The organism is Nocardia sp. NPDC058499, assembly GCF_042719915.1.
Classification (GTDB): Bacteria; Actinomycetota; Actinomycetes; order Mycobacteriales; family Mycobacteriaceae; genus Nocardia.
Genome location: NZ_JBHXMZ010000009.1, coordinates 265,229 through 280,606 on the forward strand (window position 1 = coordinate 265,229; position 15,378 = coordinate 280,606).

Sequence of the window (15,378 nt, forward strand, 5' to 3'; positions counted from 1 at the left end):
CTCACGCTCCCGCCGGCCGGAACTGCGGTAGCACGCAGTCCTCGGAGATCTTTTCGAACGTCACCTCGACCTCGGCACCGATCCGCACCGCGGCCGGTTCGGTCCCGAGCAGGTTGGCCACCATGAGCAGCCCAGGCTGTTCCACCAGTTCCACGACGACCACCACCAGCGGCACCAGCGTCGCGAAACCAGGGCCCGGCGGATCTTCCAGAACGGTGTAGCTGTGCACTGTTCCGCGGCCGGAGACCGCCTCGTAGCGGAGAGCCTCGCTACCGCAGGCCGGACACGTCAGGCTCGGGGCGTGGTTGAATCGCGAACACCGGGCGCACCGCTGAATGCTGAGCCTCTGTGCGCGGAGGCTGTCCCAGAAGCCCTCGGTCACATCGTCGGGGAAGGGCGCCGGGCGGGTGCTTGCTGTTGTCATCTCACATCTTCCAGGTCACGGTCGCCGCCAGCGCCTCGGCGTAGTTCTTCTTGGTGTAGCCGGCCAGCGCCTGCATATGTGTGGTCATCAGTTCCTCGGCGCGTCCGGGATCGCGTTCGGAGATCGCGGTGGCGATGGCCGTGTGGATCTCGACGGTCAGTTTCCGCTGCCGGGCCGGATATTCGACGCCGACCGCGGCCCCGTCGAGGATGTCGAACAGCGCGATGAACAGCGAGGCGAAGACGAGATTCCCGGATCCCTGGGCCACGGTGGTGTGGAAGCGCCGGGTCTGGCTGAGGAATGCCGTGTGGTCGTTCAGGTTCTCCTGTTCGAGCTCGACGATCTCGAACAGCGTCGCGATATCCGTCTCGTCCATGCGCTCGGCGGCGAGCCGGGCCATATGGGGTTCGAGTGCGGCGCGGGTCTCGATCACCGTCTGGAACGGGGCCTGCTGGAACTGCAGCAGCAAGCTCAGCGAGGTGGCCAGTGCCGAGCTGTCGGGCTGCTGCAGAATGGGGCCGCCGCTGGGGCCGGGTTTGAGTGTGATGACGCCCTGGAGTTCGAGGAATCGCAGTGATTCGCGCAGGGTCCCGCGGCCGACGTCGTAGGCCTCCAGCATGGCTTTCTCCGGAGGTAGACGATCCCCGACCTGGTTACCCCGGCGGTTGATGTCATCGACGATGCGCTGTGCCACGAGCAGCGCTGTCTTCTTCGGTCGTTCGGTAGCGGTCATCTGTTCTCCCCTGATGTGGCTGTTGTGCTTGTTGTTCCCACACCCTACATTCAATGCTATTCATGTGCAGGGATTAGTGCTGAAGGTTCGTGGCGAGCCAGTGCGACCGGGTGATCACGAGGAGGCGGTCATGAGCGACGGTGAACTTGCCGAATTGCGCGACCATGTGCGCAGACTGCAGGCGATCGAGAATGCCCGCGACCACGTGCACGCCTATGCGCGAACCCTCGACGATCCGGACCCCGAAACCGTGACGGCGCTGTTCGCGTCCGACGCCGTGCTCACCACGCTGTCGCGGACCGTCCGTGGAGCCGAGGAGATCCGCAATTTCTTCGAATCGGCGTTCGCCGCCGACCCCTCGGTGAAACGCCATTTCATTGCCAATGTGCGCACCGTCTGGCTCGGCGATTCCCGGGTGCGTGTGCAATCCCAGTTTTTCTTCACCGGCAGTGGGGCCGGGCGTTCGGTCCTCGGCTGGGGTAGCTATGACGATGTTGTGGACACCGGCGGTGACCGGCCGTGCTTCGCGGAGAAGGGCGTGGTCGTCGAGGTGAGTACTGACCTGGCGAGCGGATGGCCGGAGGGTGTCCCGGTTCGCTGATCTGCCGAAGTCGTCGGTATGACGCGGGTCGGAAGGGTCGGTATCGCTCGTTGCGCGGCGGGGCGACCGGGATTTGCCGATTTCCTTCATAACCATGCGCATGGTTGCTATGGTTCTCCTGGATCTGCCGAGTCTGGGTGGACCCGAGGGGGCGAGGAAGAGTGCAGGCCGGTTCATCACCGGCCCCCGAGGCGGTGATCGCGAAAACCTTTGCCGCCCTGCGATCGAACGGAGTGCGACGTGAAGCTGGCCCTACGCTATGACATGCGGGCGCCCGATATCGGGGTGGGCAGTCCCGAGCAGTACACCGCGGCGCTCGAACATGCCGCCTGGGCGGACGACCTCGGATTCGAGACGGTGTACCTCGCCGAACATCACGGCGCCGACGACGGCTACTGTGCGGCGCCGATGATCCTCGGCTCGGCGATACTCGGCCGGACCCAACGGCTGCGGGTACACCTGTCGGCGCTCGTCGCGGTGCTGCATCACCCGCTGCGGCTGGCCGAAGACCTCGCCGGGCTGGACCTGGCCGGCGGCGGGCGGCTCGAGGTGACGCTCGGGCTCGGCTACCGCGACAGCGAATACCGGATGTTCGGTGTCGACCGCCGCCGGCGCGTGCAGATCCTCGAGGAAACCGTCGAGGTGCTGCGCCGGGCGTGGACCGGTGAGGAATTCGAATTCCGTGGTGAACGGGTGCAGGTCCGGCCCCGGCCCGCGCGTCCCGGGGGACCGGAACTCTATATCGGTGGTTCGGCCGAGGCCTCGGCGCTCCGTGCGGCCCGGATCGGCGACGGGTACCGCCCGGCCGGTGCCGAAAAGGACCGGCTGTACGAAATCTATGCCACCGAGCGCAGGCGTCTCGGTAAACCGGTGCCCCCGCGCGGGCCGGTGAGCGGTCCGCTGTTCCTGTTCGTCTCCGACGATCCGGCCCGCGACTGGGAAATCGTCGCACCACATGTGCTCTACACGACCAACGCCAACGCGCACTGGGCGCGGGAGCGCGGCGTGGGCACCACGGCCTACCGCCCCGCCGCGGGGTTGGCCGATCTGCAGACGGACCCGAATATCCGCGTCGTCACCCCTGAGGAATGCGTGGCGCTCTGCGAGAAGCTGGGCCCGGACGCGGAATTGGTGTTCCAGCCGCTGATGGGTGGGCTGCCGCTGGAAGCGGGGTGGCGCAGTCTGCGCCTGTTCGAATCCGAGGTCCTGCCGCGACTCGTCACGCTCGGATATCGTCCGTCGGCCCGGGAACGCACCGGAGAGGCGGCGTGATGACCACAACCGTCGAAGATTCGCACAACAGCGAAATGCCCGCCGTGATGCCACGCGCCCTGGTCGTGATGATCGGTTACTGCGTCATTCTGGCGACGCTCGTCACGACCATCCCCCTCAAGTTGCTCAACCCGATCGGGGAATTCGGGGCAACCGGCGGCCTGCTCAACTGGGTCGTCATCATCGGTTCGCTCAGCGGGGCGATCGGCACCGCTCTGCTCCCGCCGGTCGCGTCCCTGTTCGGGCAGCGGCGGACGACGGTGGTGACGATGAGCCTGCTGACTGCGGGCAGCGTTCTCGGCGCCGTTGCACCGAATATGACCGTGCTGCTGGTCGGCAGGTTCATCGGCGGGTTCACCCTCGGCGCGATCGCACTCGCGCTGGCGATCGCCCGCACCAACCTGTCCGGCCGGACGCTGAGCGTCGTCCTGTCCTGGATCGCGGCCGCGGAAGGTGTCGCGGCCGGGCTCTCGTTCGCCGTCGGCGGCCTGCTGACCGATACCGTCCAGGTCGACTGGCGGGTGGTGTTCTGGGTGCTGGCCGTGCTCGGCGCCCTCGGGATCGCCGGCGCGCTCGCCACCATTCCGCGCCAGGACGGACCGGGCCGCGGGCAGGTCGATTGGTTCGGCGGGCTGTTGCTGACCGCGGCCCTCGCACTGATCCTGGTACCGCTCAGCATGGGCTCGCACTGGGGCTGGACATCACCGGCGGTCCTCGTCCCATTGCTGTGCGGCATTGTGGCGGTGGCGGTCTGGTGGATCGTCGAATCGCGGATTCCCGCTCCGCTCGTGAATACCCGCGCACTGCGGAATATGAACTTCCTGCGCGGCTGGCTGGTGTTCTTCCTGGCCGGAATGCTCGCCTGGATCATGAATTTCACCCTGCCGAAATTCACCGAAACCCCGGCGTCGGCCGGTTTCGGTTTCGGTTACAGCGCATTGACCAGTGGCCTGCTGATGCTGATGTTCTGCGTCGGCATCGTGGTGGGCAGCGCGTCGGCCGGGCGGCTGAGCCGGTTCGTCCCGGCGCGGGTGATGTGCCTGCTGGCGTTCACCGGGTGCACGATCGGGATGCTGCTGCTTGCGTTCGTGCATGATTCGGCATGGCAGCTGTGGGTGTGGCCGGTCATCATCGGGCTCTCCTACGGGCTGGCGTCGGCCAGCGCCTACCTGACCTTCATCACGGCCCTGCGCGCCGACGAGGTCGCCACGGCGGCGAGTATCGGCCAGATCAGCGCGCCGCTCGGCGGTGCCATCGGCAGTGCGGCGATCAGCGGCGTGCTCACGGCCGAGGTGGTCCGGATCGGCCAGACCGAGGTCCCGGCCGAGCAGAGCTTCCAGCTCGGCTGGCTGATCGGCGCGGGGGTCTCGGTGGTCGGCCTGCTCCTCGTGGCGCTCATCCGCGCTCCCAAAACCGCTGCCGAAGAGACGATCTGAGTCCGGCACCAGGTGCCGCGGGTGCGTTGCGCGGGTGTTTCCGTCCGCCTTGTATTTCGAAGCCGCGACTGTCCCGGCCCGGCCGGATGGGCGCGGGACAGATCCGGAGGAAGAGTGAGGATGTCGATGTTCATATCAATCGAAGCGGGCCGGTGTATGGGGCACGGCCGGTGTTATGCGGTGGCGGAGCGGCTGCTGACCGATGACGACGAAGGTTTCGTGGTCGAACGCGGGCGAACCTGGAAAGTCCCCGGCGAGTTGACCGCAGAGGCGGAGGCCGCGGCGCAGGCATGTCCGGAGACGGCCATCGCCGTCGCCGAGTCGTAACCCCACCGAAAACTGCGGCCCGGCATCCTGCGAGAGGATGCCGGGCCGCTGGGCTGTGGTCCCGGGGTCAGTCCCAGACCAGCGGGACCTGCTGTAGTCGCAGCTGGCTACCGCGCTCGCGGAGGTCGACGCCCTCGGCGAGCCGGTAGTGCGGGATCCGGCGATGCCATTCGGTGAGCGCGACCACCAGTTCCGCGCGCGCCAGATGCATGCCGAGGCAGCGGTGGTGGCCGGCGCCGAACCCGAGATGGTGTGCGAGATTGGGCCGCTCCGGGTCGAAGACGTCCGGATCCTCGAAGATACGGGGGTCGTGGTTGGCCGCGGCCAGGCCGAGCCACACCAGATCGCCCTTGCGGATCGGCAGTCCGTGGAAGTCCAGGTCGCGGGCGGCCTCGCGGCCGTCCTGGATGATCAGGCTGTAGAGACGCAGGATCTCCTCGATCGCCTTCGGCCACAGTTCGGGTTCGTCGAGCAGCCGCTGCCGGTCCCCGGGGTGGGTGGCCATGTGCAGGAATGTGTAGCCGAGCGCGCTGCGAGTGGTGTCGAGCCCGGCCGCCATGATGCTCATGCACAGGGCCAGGATCGTTTCGTCCGGGATCGGGGCGCCCTGGTATTCCGCGGTGACCAGCCGGGTCACGAGGTCGGTGGCCGGATCACCGGGGGCCGCGCGGCGTTCGGCGATCGCGGCGGCGAAGTAGGCGTCGAGTTCCTGTCGCGTCTGTGCGGCGATCCGTTTGGACTCCGGATCGCTGTTGAAGAAGCCGAGGAACTGGCCTTCCACCCAGGGCAGCAGCTTCGCGCTGTCCTCGACCGGCAGCCCGAGCAGGGTCAGGAACAAATCGGTCGGATAGACCATGCCGAAACCGGTCGCGATATCTTCGGCGCCCCGCGGCGCGATCTCGTCGACGAGCGCGACGGCACGCTCCTGTGCCTGATCGGAGATGCGCCGGACGAGTTTGGGGGCGAAGAACGGGTTCAGGATCCGCCGCAGCTCGGCATGGTCGGGCTGGTTGAGGTTCTGCGGCAGCAACTGTCGCGGCGGGGAGCGGTGGAAGGCGCTGACCTGGTCGTTGGTGAAGTCGGTATCGCGCTGGAGGGCTTCGCGCACATCGTCGAAGCGGTTCAGTACCCAGAACCCCTCCTCGGTGGAGTCGTTCCAGGCGAACCGGGCGGCTTCCCGGTCGGCGTCGAGCAGCCGCTGGGTTTCCAGCGCGGGCCGTTCGACGCGGTAGTCGGTATGGAAGACCGGGCAGCCGCCGAGGTCGCGGGCCGTACCGGAATCGTCGCTCACCTGGGTCATCGGCATCTCCTGTCGAATAGCGCAACTACCAATGCGAAATACGGGGTGGCTATGGCGTGCGTCACGGGTTGACATTTGCTCGTAATGATATGCATGATTCGAGTAATTACAAGGGTGATCGACCGCAGGAGGCCGCAGGTGCACAGGCTCGAAGACCACACGGCAGTGGTGACCGGCGGAGGTTCCGGCATCGGCGCGGCCTCCGCCCGGAGGCTGGCGGCCGAGGGCGCGGCGGTCGCCGTTGTCGATCTGCACCAGGCGGCCGCGGAGGAGACCGCCGCGGCGATCCGGGAGGCCGGGGGGCGCGCCGCCGCGTTCGGCGCCGATGTGCGGGACCGGGAACGGATGTGTGCGGTGACGGTCGAAATCGTCGCGCAGTTCGGGCAAATCGGTGTCGTGTTCACCGGCGCCGGGGTGTCCGGCGCGCGGATCGACAGTCACGAACTCTCCGAAGAAGACTGGCGCGGAGTGCTCGATATCAACCTGAGCGGCACCTTCTTCACGATCCAGGCGGCGCTGCCGTCCATGCTGCGGCGCGGCGGTGGATCGATCGTGACGTGCGGCTCGACCTCGTCGTTCATCGCCACACAGGGCGGTCTCGCGCCGTACCGTGCGTCGAAGGGCGGGGTCAAAATGCTCACCCAGACCCTCGCGATCGAGTACGCGCCGCACGGTATCCGGGTCAACAGCGTATGCCCGGGCGCGGTGAAAACGAACCTGGGCGCCAATACCGCGGCGATCGTGCCGACCACCGCCACGGTGCGCAACCCGTCGAAACCGCTGAACGTGCCGCTCGGCCGATACGGCGAACCCGACGAGATCGCCGCGGTGGTCGCGTTCCTCGCCTCGCCGGACGCCTCGTACGTGACCGGGCAGGCAATCCTCGCCGACGGAGGTGTTACCGCCGAATGACGCGCAACTCCGGTACCGCACCGATCCTGCTGGACGGGGCGATCGATATGCACTGCCATTTCGGCCCGGAGCCGCTGGTCGAAAAACTCGCGAAACACCCGCACGCCGTCGACCCGATCGAGGCCGCCGGCGAAGCCAGGGCCGGTGGTATGCGGGCAATCGTGCTGAAAGCACACGAATTCCCGTCCACCGCGGTCGCCGATCTGGCCAACAAGGCGGTGCCGGACGTCTTGTCGATCGCCGGGATGTGCTGCGATCACCCGGTCGGCGGGCTCAACCCGCAGGCCGTCGACACCGCGCTGCGGGCCGGTGCGCAGGTGGTGTGGTTGCCGACGTTGTCGTCGGTATCGAATACTCCGCAGGCTGTCGAGGCGGCGTTCGGTGTGCGGGAAGGGATTGCGGTCCTCGGCCCGGACGGCGAGCTGGTGCCGGAGGTACGCCAGATCATGGATCTCGTCGCGGCGAGCGGCGCGGTACTGGCGACCGGGCATATCACCGTCGACGAGCATTATGCGGTGGCCCGCGCGTTCGCCGGTCGCGGGAACCTGGTCGTCACCCACGCAATGCATGCCAGTGCCGGGCCGGGGCTTTCGGTGGACCAGGTCGTGGAGCTGGCCGACCTGGGGGCCGTGATCGAATTCGCCGCCCACACCTGTATGGGGAAACCCTCGACGTTCGAGCAGGTGATCACCGCCATCGGCCGGATCGGGCCGCAACGCGCGATCGTATCCACCGATTACGGCTGGACCGACACCCTGCCGCATCCGGCGGCGGGCCTGCGCGGCTACGTAAACGCGCTGTGGGACGAAGGTGTCGCCGAAAACGAACTCCGGCTGATGGCCGGCGCGGTCCCGGCGCGACTACTGGGTTTGGACTGAAACCATGGAGGTTCTTGGAATGGGACGAGTATCCGGCAAGGTCGCGTTCATCACGGGCGCGGCGCGCGGACAGGGACGTTCGCATGCGGTGCGGCTCGCGCAGGAAGGCGCAGATATCGTCGCGGTGGACTCCTGCGCGGATGTGCCGTCGCTCGAATACCCGATGGCCACGATCGAGGATCTGCGCGAAACCGAGAAACTGGTCCGCGATCTCGGCCGCCGGGTGCTGGCCCGCCAGGTCGATGTGCGGGATCAGGCCGGTCTCGATCAGGTGGCCGCCGAGGCAGTCGACAGCCTGGGGTGTATCGATATCGTGAGCGCCAACGCCGGTGTGGTCGGTTGCCGCCCGACCTTCGACCTCACCGACACCGAGTGGCAGGATATGGTCGACATCAATATGACCGGTGTCTGGCGCACCGTGAAAGCCGCTGTCCCGCATATGATCACGACGGGCCGCGGTGGTTCGGTGATTCTGACCAGTTCGGTGGTCACCCTCGTCGGCGCCGCGAATGTAGCGCACTACAACGCTTCCAAGAGCGGCGTCGTGGGATTGATGCAGACCCTGTCCGCAGAACTGGGCCGCCACGGTATCCGGGTCAACGCCGTTCACCCGGGCAATGTGGCGACGGACATGCTGTTCAGCAAGTCCACCCTGCGCGTGTTCTGCCCGGACCTGGAGAACCCGACCCCCGAGGACCTGCGTGAACGCGCCCGCGGTTCGGATGTGCTGGGGCAGGGCTGGGTCGAACCCGAGGACATCAGCAACGCCGTGCTGTACCTGGCATCCGACGAAGCGCGGTTCGTGACCGGCGTATCCCTGCCGGTCGATGCCGGCCGGCGGATCGGCTGAACGGAGATGACCGTGGACTACGGACAACGATTGACCGGCCGGCGGATCCTCATCACCGGGGGAGCAGGCGGGATCGGTGCCGCGGCCGCGCGGCGACTGACCGCCGAAGGTGCCGCGGTGGCGATCCTCGACCTGGACACCGGCGCGGCCGAACGCCTGGCCGCCGAACTGGGCAACGCCGCGGCAGTCGAATGCGATGTCACGCGCGAAGAGTCGGTCGGCGCCGCGGTGACCGCAGCCGCCCGGGGCCTGGGCGGGCTGGACGGCGTGCTCACCTGCGCGGGTATCGCCCGCTCCGGCCTACCGCACGAAATGTCCTTCGAGGACTGGAATTCGGTGATCACGGTCAACCTCACCGGCACATTCCTCACGATCCGCGCCGCGGTACCGTATCTGCTCGAGGCGGAGGCCGCGAGTGTGGTCACCATCGGTTCGGTGGCCTCGCTGGTCTCCGCGAATACCAACACCTGCAGCTACGACGCGTCGAAGAGCGGTGTGCTCGGGCTGACGCGGTCGATCGCCGTCGGGTACGCCGACCGCGGTATCCGGGCGAACTGCCTGTGCCCGGGTGTGGTGGACACGCCGCTCGCCCGCCGAGCCCGCGAGGTGGAGGGCGTGACGAGCAATGCGGTCGCGGCCACCCCGCTCGGCCGCCGGGCCGAACCGGACGAGATGGCGGCCGTGATCGCCTTCCTGCTATCCGCGGAGTCGTCCTATCTCACCGGTTCGGTCGTCACCGCCGACGGTGGGCTCACCGCCCGATGACCCGGAACGGAACTACTCGATCGAAGAAGGCGGATATGGACGTCCGAGGAGACAGCGTGGTCGACGGCCCGGTGATCACCAACCGATCCGGCAGGGAGCCGCAATGAGCGAGGAAGTACTGGTCGACGCGCAGGACGGCGTTCTCGTCATCACGCTCAACCGTCCCGCGGCGCGTAATGCGGTGAACCTCGCGGTATCCGAGGCGGTCGCCGCGGCGATGACCGAACTCGACAGCAGCCCGGACCTCACGGTCGGCGTACTCACCGGAGCCGGCGGCACATTCTGCGCCGGGATGGACCTGAAGGCGTTCCTGCGCGGCGAATCCCCCGTGATCCCCGGGCGTGGGTTCCTCGGCCTGGTGGAGGCACCGCCGGAGAAACCGCTGATCGCCGCGGTCGAGGGATACGCGCTGGCGGGCGGCTGCGAAGCCGTCCTGGCCGCGGATCTGGTAGTGGCTTCGCGAACCGCGAAATTCGGTATCCCCGAGGTCAAACGCGGGCTGGCGGCCGCGGCGGGCGGGCTGATGCGGCTGCCGCGCCGGATTCCGCCCGCCGTGGCGCTCGAGCTGGCACTCACGGGCGATCTGTTCGACGCCGAACGCGCCTTTGCGCTGGGGCTGGTGAATCGTCTCGCCGACGAGGGGCAGGCACTGGACGTGGCACTCGATCTGGCCCGGTCCATCGCGGCCAACGGTCCGCTCGCCGTGCGGGCGTCCAAGAAGGTGATTCGCGAGAGCGTGGACTGGTCGCAGGACGAGATGTTCGAACGGCAACGGGCGATCACCGGCCCGGTATTCGCCTCCGCCGATGCGCAGGAAGGTGCCCGGGCCTTCGCGGAGAAGCGACCGCCGCGCTGGCGCGGGGAGTAGGCCCCGGGCAACCGGGTCGCCTGGTTCGGTGGACCATCAGGGATCACCGACGCAATGGCTCGCCGGCACCGATGTTCGCGATGGCCGGACGCACGGGTACCGAGGGGACAGTCGGCCCGGCTGGAGGTATCGGTACCGCCGGCATCCGTTGTCGTCCTGACCATCGGTGATCCCTCGGCGATTGCGTGGCCTGCCGTCGTGGCAGGCCCGGATCCGGTCCTTGTGAGAGGGCCCGCACCTGTACCGCGCCGATCCCGATCGCCGTCATGGCTGTCCTCCTGTTCGGGCCGAGCAGCCACACCTCGGGCAGCGACAACTGTTCACCCCCGGGCGGAGCCGCCGGTCGCCGCAGATCGGTAGGGGACCAGGCGACGGACGGCTGCCGGTCGACGCTAACGGGTTCCGGTGAGCCAGCGGCCGAACCGGGACTTGGGGCGCCCGTATGTGAGGTTCGCCGGGTCCAGCCAGCGGGGCAGGGGTTCGCGCGCGGCGAGCCAGGCCGCGGGCACACCGGCGGGGGAGTCCTTGCCGGTGTATGCGGCGACGATTCCGCCGACGATGGCGCTGGTCGTGTCGATATCGCCGTCGGCCTCGATGCAGGCCGTGATCGCGGCGGGATAGTTGTCGAGATAGGTTGCCGCGGCCCACATTGTGAACGGCACCGTGTTCTGCGCGGTGACGCGGGAACCGTTGCCCAGCTCCGCCGCGGCCCGCTCCACGGACGCGCCGAGCAGCGTGCGCGCCCGGCCGATCGACCGGGTCGTTTCCCCCTCGGCGAGGTGGCCGAGGACCGCGGTGAGGAACTCGCCCGGGGCGGGACGAACCGCGGTCGACCGGGCCCGGGCGCCCTCACCTGCCGCCAGCGCCACCGCGACCGCGCCGGCCACTCCCTCCGGATGCATATGTGTCACCTGTGCCGAGCGGGTTGCTTCGGCCACGATCCGGTCCGGATCCCCGGCGTAGAACGCGCCCAGCGGTGCCACGCGCATGGCGGCGCCGTTACCGCAGGACCCCTGACCTTCGTACACGGATCCGGACGCCTCCGGCCACGGCGCCCCCTCGCGGATCCGGCGCAGGATGCCCACCGAGTAGAAGCCGTAGTCGCGGGCCGGATCGCAGCGCCGGGCGAAGGCGGCGGCGAGCCGATCCGGGTCGATGGCACCGTGGGTGCCCAGTTCGGCGACCACGCTGCAGGCCATTTCGGTATCGTCGGTCCACCCCCACGGCCCCGCGGTGAGGTTTCCGGTCCGGAGATCGGCGAGTGAACGGCGCATCACCGGGAATTGTTGTCCCAGCGCATCCCCCACGGACAGGCCGTCCAGTGAATCGAGCATCAAGTCGACAGACATCGCGCCCGATCGTAGCCACGCCGGCTGCGTGGCGGCAATGAACGCCGCGCTTGTCCGGCCCCGGCGATGTCGGCTTGCTGATTCGTCTCGACCGGCGACTCACACCGCCCCGCTCTTCCGCGCCGACCGGCAGTTTGCGCGGATCGACGATATGCGCGGACCCCGCGAATCAGGGCAGTGGTGCCGCGGTATATCGGACAGCCGGCTTACCGGGACCGACGACCAGTTCGGTGCCCGGTTCCCCGTCGCGGAGCAACTGCTCCACCGCGGCGGCCACCTCGTCCGCCTCCAGCATGGGAACCCCGGCCGCGCGGAAGCGTTCCGGTCCACCCGCCGTGAGCGGAGTGTCCACGAGGCCGGGGCATACTGCGCTCAGCCGGATACCCTCGCGTGCAAGGGATCCGTGCAGTGCACGCACCAGGCCGATGACCGCATGTTTGGTCATGGTGTAGATCGGGTCCTGGGGTACGCCTTTGATCGCCGCGTACGAGGCGGTGACGACGATGGACCCGCCGCCTTGCCGGCGCATCACCGGCAGCGCGGCGCGCAGTCCCCACACGACGGCATGCTGGTTTACGCCCACGACCGCGTGATAGCGGTCCAGATCGAGGTCCGCCGGATCCTTGTCCACCGAATTCGTTCCGGCGTTGAGGACGAGCAGATCGAGCCGCTCACCGGCGGCGGCCACGGCGGCGGCGGAGATGGCGGGATCGGTGAGATCGCCGACGATCGCCTCGCCACCGAGTTCCGTGGCGATCTGCCGGACGAGCGGGTCACGATCCACCAGCACACAGTGGACGCCGTCGGCGGCCAGCCGGCGGGCGGTGTGCTCGCCGATTCCGCCCGCCGCCCCGGTGATCACTGCGGTCTCTGCCATGTCCACTCCCTCGGCGCACCCCTTGATCGTCGAGTGAGAATATCCTTCCTGAAAGTGAGAATGCAATTCTGAAGCGGCCGGGAGGTCCACATCTAGGGTATTTCGCGAGCGGGAGTTCGCGTATGTATCTCCCCACTCAGCCTGACCGGGGGGTGGCCTGGGTCGACCGGCGGCGACGGGCGGAGGGTGGCGACGGTATTCGCGTACTACTCGGCTTTCCTCTTCCCGGCGCCGGGATTCAAGGACCGCGGAAGTAGTTGAGGACCATTCGGGTGAGGTTGGTGAGGAAAGCGTCGCGCGGAATATCGGGCCGGTCGAGGATGTAGCGCACGGTCAGATGCTCCACGGTGCGGACGAGCATCCAGGCGGCGGCCGCAATGTTCGTATCCTGCGGCGGCCGGTACCCGCGCAGTGTCAGCGCTGCGCGGGTGAGTTCGGCGATCTGGTCCTCGAAGGTGACGACGGTATGCTCGACACTGAGCCTCGGCGTCTGCTCGACCACGGCGCGCAGCAGTTCTGGTTTGTCACCCAGAGCATCCAGCAGCGCCGAAACGGACTGTCGTAGCGCGATCTCCGGCGGTTCGGTCATGCTCTGCAGCACCTGTGCGCGGACCCGGCCGGAGACCTCGCTGTTGAAGCGGTCGATCGCGGCGCCGATCACCGCGTCCTTGTTCGGAAAATACTGGTACAGCGACCCCGGACTGATTCCGGCGGCCGCCGCTATCCGGTTTGTCGACGCTCCCTCATAGCCGTGCGCGATGAGCACGGCCTGCCCGGCGTCGACGATGCGCTCCACCATCTCCCGTGAACGCTGTTGCCGCGGGGTCCGGCGGAGACTGGCGCGGGATACGGGCGGCATATCAGAATGCGAATTGAACGCGAGTATTTATTCGTGTCAGCATCCGCTCATGCTGCCACAGGAGCCGACCACGAGCCCTCCGGGCCGGGAATCCGATCCCGTCGACAACGGGACACGCCACCGGTTCGACTACTACTACCGCCCGGGTATGCCGTTGCGACCGCCGCCACCCCGGATCTCGCCGTCCGGGCTGTGGTTCGAATCCCGGAAACAGATGCTGTCGCCGTGGATCGATGTGCGGCGAGTCCCGGTGGAGACGGCGCAGGCCCGGATGATGGCCGACCATCTCTGGCAGGGCGACGAACTGATGGACGGCGTCGTGGCTGCCTTCGCCCGGGTGGGCACCGCGGTGGGGCGGCAGATGCTCGACCAGGCGCTCGCACACGGTATCGATACCGTCGGCGATCCACCCGCCGAACTCGTCGCGCTGTTCGCCCACCTCGACAATCCACCCGGCTGGTTCGACCCACAGCGCTGGGAACGGGGTCGCCGGCTGTGGCTCAACGCCTCGATATCGGGGAAGACGGCCATGCTGATCCAGGACTTCATGGGCACCTTCGTGGGCGCCGAGGTCGCGTCGGCGACCGGTGCGACGGGTCGTTACGTCAACGACCCCTATCGACGGAACTTGGAGACCGCGAACTGGTTTCGCAGTATGACCGTGGCGGGCGCGCTGGATCGCTGGTCGCGAACGTTCCAGGACACGGTGCGCGTACGGCTCATGCACGCACAGGTGCGGGCCGGACTGAAGAAAGCCTGGGGGGCCGATCATTTCGCGCGGCACGGCAACCCGATCTCCAATTCCACGATGATGGGTGCCGCGGTGACCTTCGGGCTGACACCGCTGTGCTTCGACCATGTGCACGGCCGGCGCGCCGGCACGGAACAACTGGACGATGTGATGCACTACTGGGCGGGTATCGCCCATGTGTTCGGTGTCGCCCCGGAACTGATCCCGGCGACAGCCGTGGACGGGATGCAACTGGTCGACTATATGGTCGCCACCGCGGGAACGGCGCCGGCCTGGACGGCCCGGATGGCCGGCGCGGCAACCAGGGGATTCGCCGGAGACGGAGCCGTGGCGCGGGCAAAGGTGTCCGCCGCCTCGCCGATCGCGGGAATGATGGCCTACTACAGCAGCGACGTGCTGGTCCGGGAACTGCTGGCGGAAACCCCGCTGCGAAACGTGCCGTTACAACCGTGGAAGGCGGCGACCGGCCTGGTGTCGACCGTGGAGGTCCGGGCGCGAGCGCTGGGCGATCGGCTACCGGGCGCGCACGGCCGGCGTGCTCGTCGAGCACGCCGGGACGATCCGATGTGGCGGTGGCAGTCGCGGATCGCGCGGGCCGCCGCGGTGCGGGCCGGGATCCGTGATACGCCCTACGATCACCACGATGGATCTGCGGACGGGCAATTACGCCGCATCCGGCAGTGAAGTGGAAGCGACGTCGCGGCCGTCCCGAGCCGCCACGGGCAGTGGTCGTCGAATTGCGCCGGTCCGGTGTCGAACTCGTGGTGCCGCCTACATCGACCGTGCTCGAAGCTCTGGAGCGCAACGGATTCGCGGTCCCCTCGATGTGCCGTGCCGGAGTGTGCGGGGCATGCGAGCATCGGCCGCTCGCTATCGAAACCACGCCCGTGGCACGCGGCAACCGGCCGGCGACCGAACCGGTACGTCTGTGCGTGACGACTGCAGGTACCGTCACACGGCTGGTACTGGACCTCTAGTAGTCCGTGGGCCGATATCGCACCGCCGGTGAACCTTTCGGTGGGGGCGATTGGAGAAAGTCACCAATCTGTCAGTGGTCCGTTCCGGCGGCTGTACCGCTGAGTTAGGTTGGTGCGCGCGGGCCCGTTTTCCCTCTCGGTTTCCGAATTCCGGTGCCACCGGAAAATCCTTCTCCTGCCATTGCGGGCGAACAAGCGG

17 protein-coding genes are annotated in these 15,378 nt (G+C 67.9%); 11 read left to right on the plus strand and 6 right to left on the minus strand.

Annotated elements, in window-relative coordinates; all coding sequences use genetic code 11:
• Position 1: 1 nt before the first annotated feature.
• Together ACFWPH_RS26030 and ACFWPH_RS26035 are read right to left on the minus strand one after the other, a co-directional pair.
• Entirely contained in the window at positions 2 to 424 is a 423-nt protein-coding gene (locus ACFWPH_RS26030) for a Zn-ribbon domain-containing OB-fold protein (RefSeq protein WP_378754727.1), read from the minus strand.
• A 1-nt stretch (position 425) separates the two neighbouring features.
• A complete protein-coding gene (locus tag ACFWPH_RS26035) occupies positions 426 to 1,157 on the minus strand; it encodes a FadR/GntR family transcriptional regulator (RefSeq protein ID WP_378754728.1) in 732 nt (243 codons plus the stop codon).
• A 130-nt stretch (positions 1,158 to 1,287) separates the two neighbouring features.
• Between ACFWPH_RS26035 and ACFWPH_RS26040 the strand changes: the two genes are divergently transcribed.
• The 4 genes from ACFWPH_RS26040 (at position 1,288) to ACFWPH_RS26055 (ending at position 4,793) form a co-directional block, all read left to right on the plus strand.
• On the plus strand, positions 1,288 to 1,758 hold the full coding sequence (locus ACFWPH_RS26040; protein WP_378754729.1) for a nuclear transport factor 2 family protein: 471 nt from the start codon (positions 1,288 to 1,290) through the stop codon (positions 1,756 to 1,758).
• Positions 1,759 to 1,998: 240 nt separating this feature from the next.
• Positions 1,999 to 3,030 (plus strand): LLM class flavin-dependent oxidoreductase, encoded by a 1,032-nt coding sequence (locus tag ACFWPH_RS26045; RefSeq protein ID WP_378754730.1) that lies wholly within the window; start codon positions 1,999 to 2,001, stop codon positions 3,028 to 3,030.
• Positions 3,030 to 4,466 carry an MFS transporter gene (locus tag ACFWPH_RS26050; protein ID WP_378754731.1) on the plus strand — a complete coding sequence of 479 codons (1,437 nt, stop codon included), beginning with the start codon at positions 3,030 to 3,032 and terminating at the stop codon, positions 4,464 to 4,466. Before ACFWPH_RS26045 ends, ACFWPH_RS26050 begins: the two co-directional genes overlap by 1 nt.
• Positions 4,467 to 4,592: 126 nt before the next feature.
• Entirely contained in the window at positions 4,593 to 4,793 is a 201-nt protein-coding gene (locus tag ACFWPH_RS26055) for a ferredoxin (protein WP_378754732.1), read from the plus strand.
• A 67-nt stretch (positions 4,794 to 4,860) separates the two neighbouring features.
• On the opposite strand, the gene ACFWPH_RS26060 is transcribed toward ACFWPH_RS26055, so the two are convergent.
• Positions 4,861 to 6,093: a cytochrome P450 gene (locus ACFWPH_RS26060; RefSeq protein ID WP_378754733.1), complete on the minus strand. Its 1,233-nt coding sequence runs from the start codon at positions 6,091 to 6,093 to the stop codon at positions 4,861 to 4,863.
• Between the two features lie 138 nt (positions 6,094 to 6,231).
• Between ACFWPH_RS26060 and ACFWPH_RS26065 the strand changes: the two genes are divergently transcribed.
• The 5 genes from ACFWPH_RS26065 (at position 6,232) to ACFWPH_RS26085 (ending at position 10,366) form a co-directional block, all read left to right on the plus strand.
• Complete coding sequence (locus ACFWPH_RS26065; protein WP_378754734.1) at positions 6,232 to 7,005, plus strand: SDR family NAD(P)-dependent oxidoreductase; 774 nt, start codon at positions 6,232 to 6,234, stop codon at positions 7,003 to 7,005.
• Positions 7,002 to 7,883 carry a DUF6282 family protein gene (locus ACFWPH_RS26070; RefSeq protein WP_378754735.1) on the plus strand — a complete coding sequence of 294 codons (882 nt, stop codon included), beginning with the start codon at positions 7,002 to 7,004 and terminating at the stop codon, positions 7,881 to 7,883. Before ACFWPH_RS26065 ends, ACFWPH_RS26070 begins: the two co-directional genes overlap by 4 nt.
• Positions 7,884 to 7,902: 19 nt before the next feature.
• Positions 7,903 to 8,733 (plus strand): mycofactocin-coupled SDR family oxidoreductase, encoded by an 831-nt coding sequence (locus tag ACFWPH_RS26075; RefSeq protein WP_378754736.1) that lies wholly within the window; start codon positions 7,903 to 7,905, stop codon positions 8,731 to 8,733.
• A 6-nt stretch (positions 8,734 to 8,739) separates the two neighbouring features.
• Positions 8,740 to 9,498, plus strand: coding sequence for an SDR family NAD(P)-dependent oxidoreductase (locus tag ACFWPH_RS26080; protein WP_378754737.1), 759 nt, complete (start codon positions 8,740 to 8,742; stop codon positions 9,496 to 9,498).
• Between the two features lie 103 nt (positions 9,499 to 9,601).
• Entirely contained in the window at positions 9,602 to 10,366 is a 765-nt protein-coding gene (locus ACFWPH_RS26085) for a crotonase/enoyl-CoA hydratase family protein (protein ID WP_378754738.1), read from the plus strand.
• A gap of 392 nt (positions 10,367 to 10,758) precedes the next feature.
• Here ACFWPH_RS26085 and ACFWPH_RS26090 read toward each other — a convergent pair whose 3' ends face one another.
• The 3 genes from ACFWPH_RS26090 to ACFWPH_RS26100 form a co-directional block, all read right to left on the minus strand.
• A complete protein-coding gene (locus ACFWPH_RS26090) occupies positions 10,759 to 11,715 on the minus strand; it encodes an ADP-ribosylglycohydrolase family protein (RefSeq protein ID WP_378754739.1) in 957 nt (318 codons plus the stop codon).
• A gap of 169 nt (positions 11,716 to 11,884) precedes the next feature.
• Positions 11,885 to 12,592, minus strand: a complete 708-nt coding sequence (locus tag ACFWPH_RS26095) for an SDR family oxidoreductase (protein WP_378754740.1) — start codon at positions 12,590 to 12,592, stop codon at positions 11,885 to 11,887.
• Positions 12,593 to 12,830: 238 nt separating this feature from the next.
• Complete coding sequence (locus ACFWPH_RS26100) at positions 12,831 to 13,451, minus strand: TetR/AcrR family transcriptional regulator (RefSeq protein ID WP_378754741.1); 621 nt, start codon at positions 13,449 to 13,451, stop codon at positions 12,831 to 12,833.
• A gap of 49 nt (positions 13,452 to 13,500) precedes the next feature.
• Between ACFWPH_RS26100 and ACFWPH_RS26105 the strand changes: the two genes are divergently transcribed.
• Positions 13,501 to 14,886 carry an oxygenase MpaB family protein gene (locus tag ACFWPH_RS26105; protein WP_378754742.1) on the plus strand — a complete coding sequence of 462 codons (1,386 nt, stop codon included), beginning with the start codon at positions 13,501 to 13,503 and terminating at the stop codon, positions 14,884 to 14,886.
• Between the two features lie 41 nt (positions 14,887 to 14,927).
• Complete coding sequence (locus tag ACFWPH_RS26110) at positions 14,928 to 15,179, plus strand: 2Fe-2S iron-sulfur cluster-binding protein (protein ID WP_378754807.1); 252 nt, start codon at positions 14,928 to 14,930, stop codon at positions 15,177 to 15,179.
• Positions 15,180 to 15,378 lie beyond the last annotated feature (199 nt).

Bases quoted from the DNA above. Each gene is read 5' to 3' on its own strand.
- ACFWPH_RS26030 (WP_378754727.1), bottom strand. From the start codon at position 424: ATGACAACAGCAAGCACCCGCCCGGCGCCCTTCCCCGACGATGTGACC.
- ACFWPH_RS26035 (WP_378754728.1), bottom strand. From the start codon at position 1,157: ATGACCGCTACCGAACGACCGAAGAAGACAGCGCTGCTCGTGGCACAG.
- ACFWPH_RS26040 (WP_378754729.1), top strand. From the start codon at position 1,288: ATGAGCGACGGTGAACTTGCCGAATTGCGCGACCATGTGCGCAGACTG.
- ACFWPH_RS26050 (WP_378754731.1), top strand. From the start codon at position 3,030: ATGACCACAACCGTCGAAGATTCGCACAACAGCGAAATGCCCGCCGTG.
- ACFWPH_RS26055 (WP_378754732.1), top strand. From the start codon at position 4,593: ATGTTCATATCAATCGAAGCGGGCCGGTGTATGGGGCACGGCCGGTGT.
- ACFWPH_RS26060 (WP_378754733.1), bottom strand. From the start codon at position 6,093: ATGACCCAGGTGAGCGACGATTCCGGTACGGCCCGCGACCTCGGCGGC.
- ACFWPH_RS26070 (WP_378754735.1), top strand. From the start codon at position 7,002: ATGACGCGCAACTCCGGTACCGCACCGATCCTGCTGGACGGGGCGATC.
- ACFWPH_RS26075 (WP_378754736.1), top strand. From the start codon at position 7,903: ATGGGACGAGTATCCGGCAAGGTCGCGTTCATCACGGGCGCGGCGCGC.
- ACFWPH_RS26080 (WP_378754737.1), top strand. From the start codon at position 8,740: ATGACCGTGGACTACGGACAACGATTGACCGGCCGGCGGATCCTCATC.
- ACFWPH_RS26085 (WP_378754738.1), top strand. From the start codon at position 9,602: ATGAGCGAGGAAGTACTGGTCGACGCGCAGGACGGCGTTCTCGTCATC.
- ACFWPH_RS26090 (WP_378754739.1), bottom strand. From the start codon at position 11,715: ATGTCTGTCGACTTGATGCTCGATTCACTGGACGGCCTGTCCGTGGGG.
- ACFWPH_RS26095 (WP_378754740.1), bottom strand. From the start codon at position 12,592: ATGGCAGAGACCGCAGTGATCACCGGGGCGGCGGGCGGAATCGGCGAG.
- ACFWPH_RS26100 (WP_378754741.1), bottom strand. From the start codon at position 13,451: ATGCCGCCCGTATCCCGCGCCAGTCTCCGCCGGACCCCGCGGCAACAG.
- ACFWPH_RS26105 (WP_378754742.1), top strand. From the start codon at position 13,501: ATGCTGCCACAGGAGCCGACCACGAGCCCTCCGGGCCGGGAATCCGAT.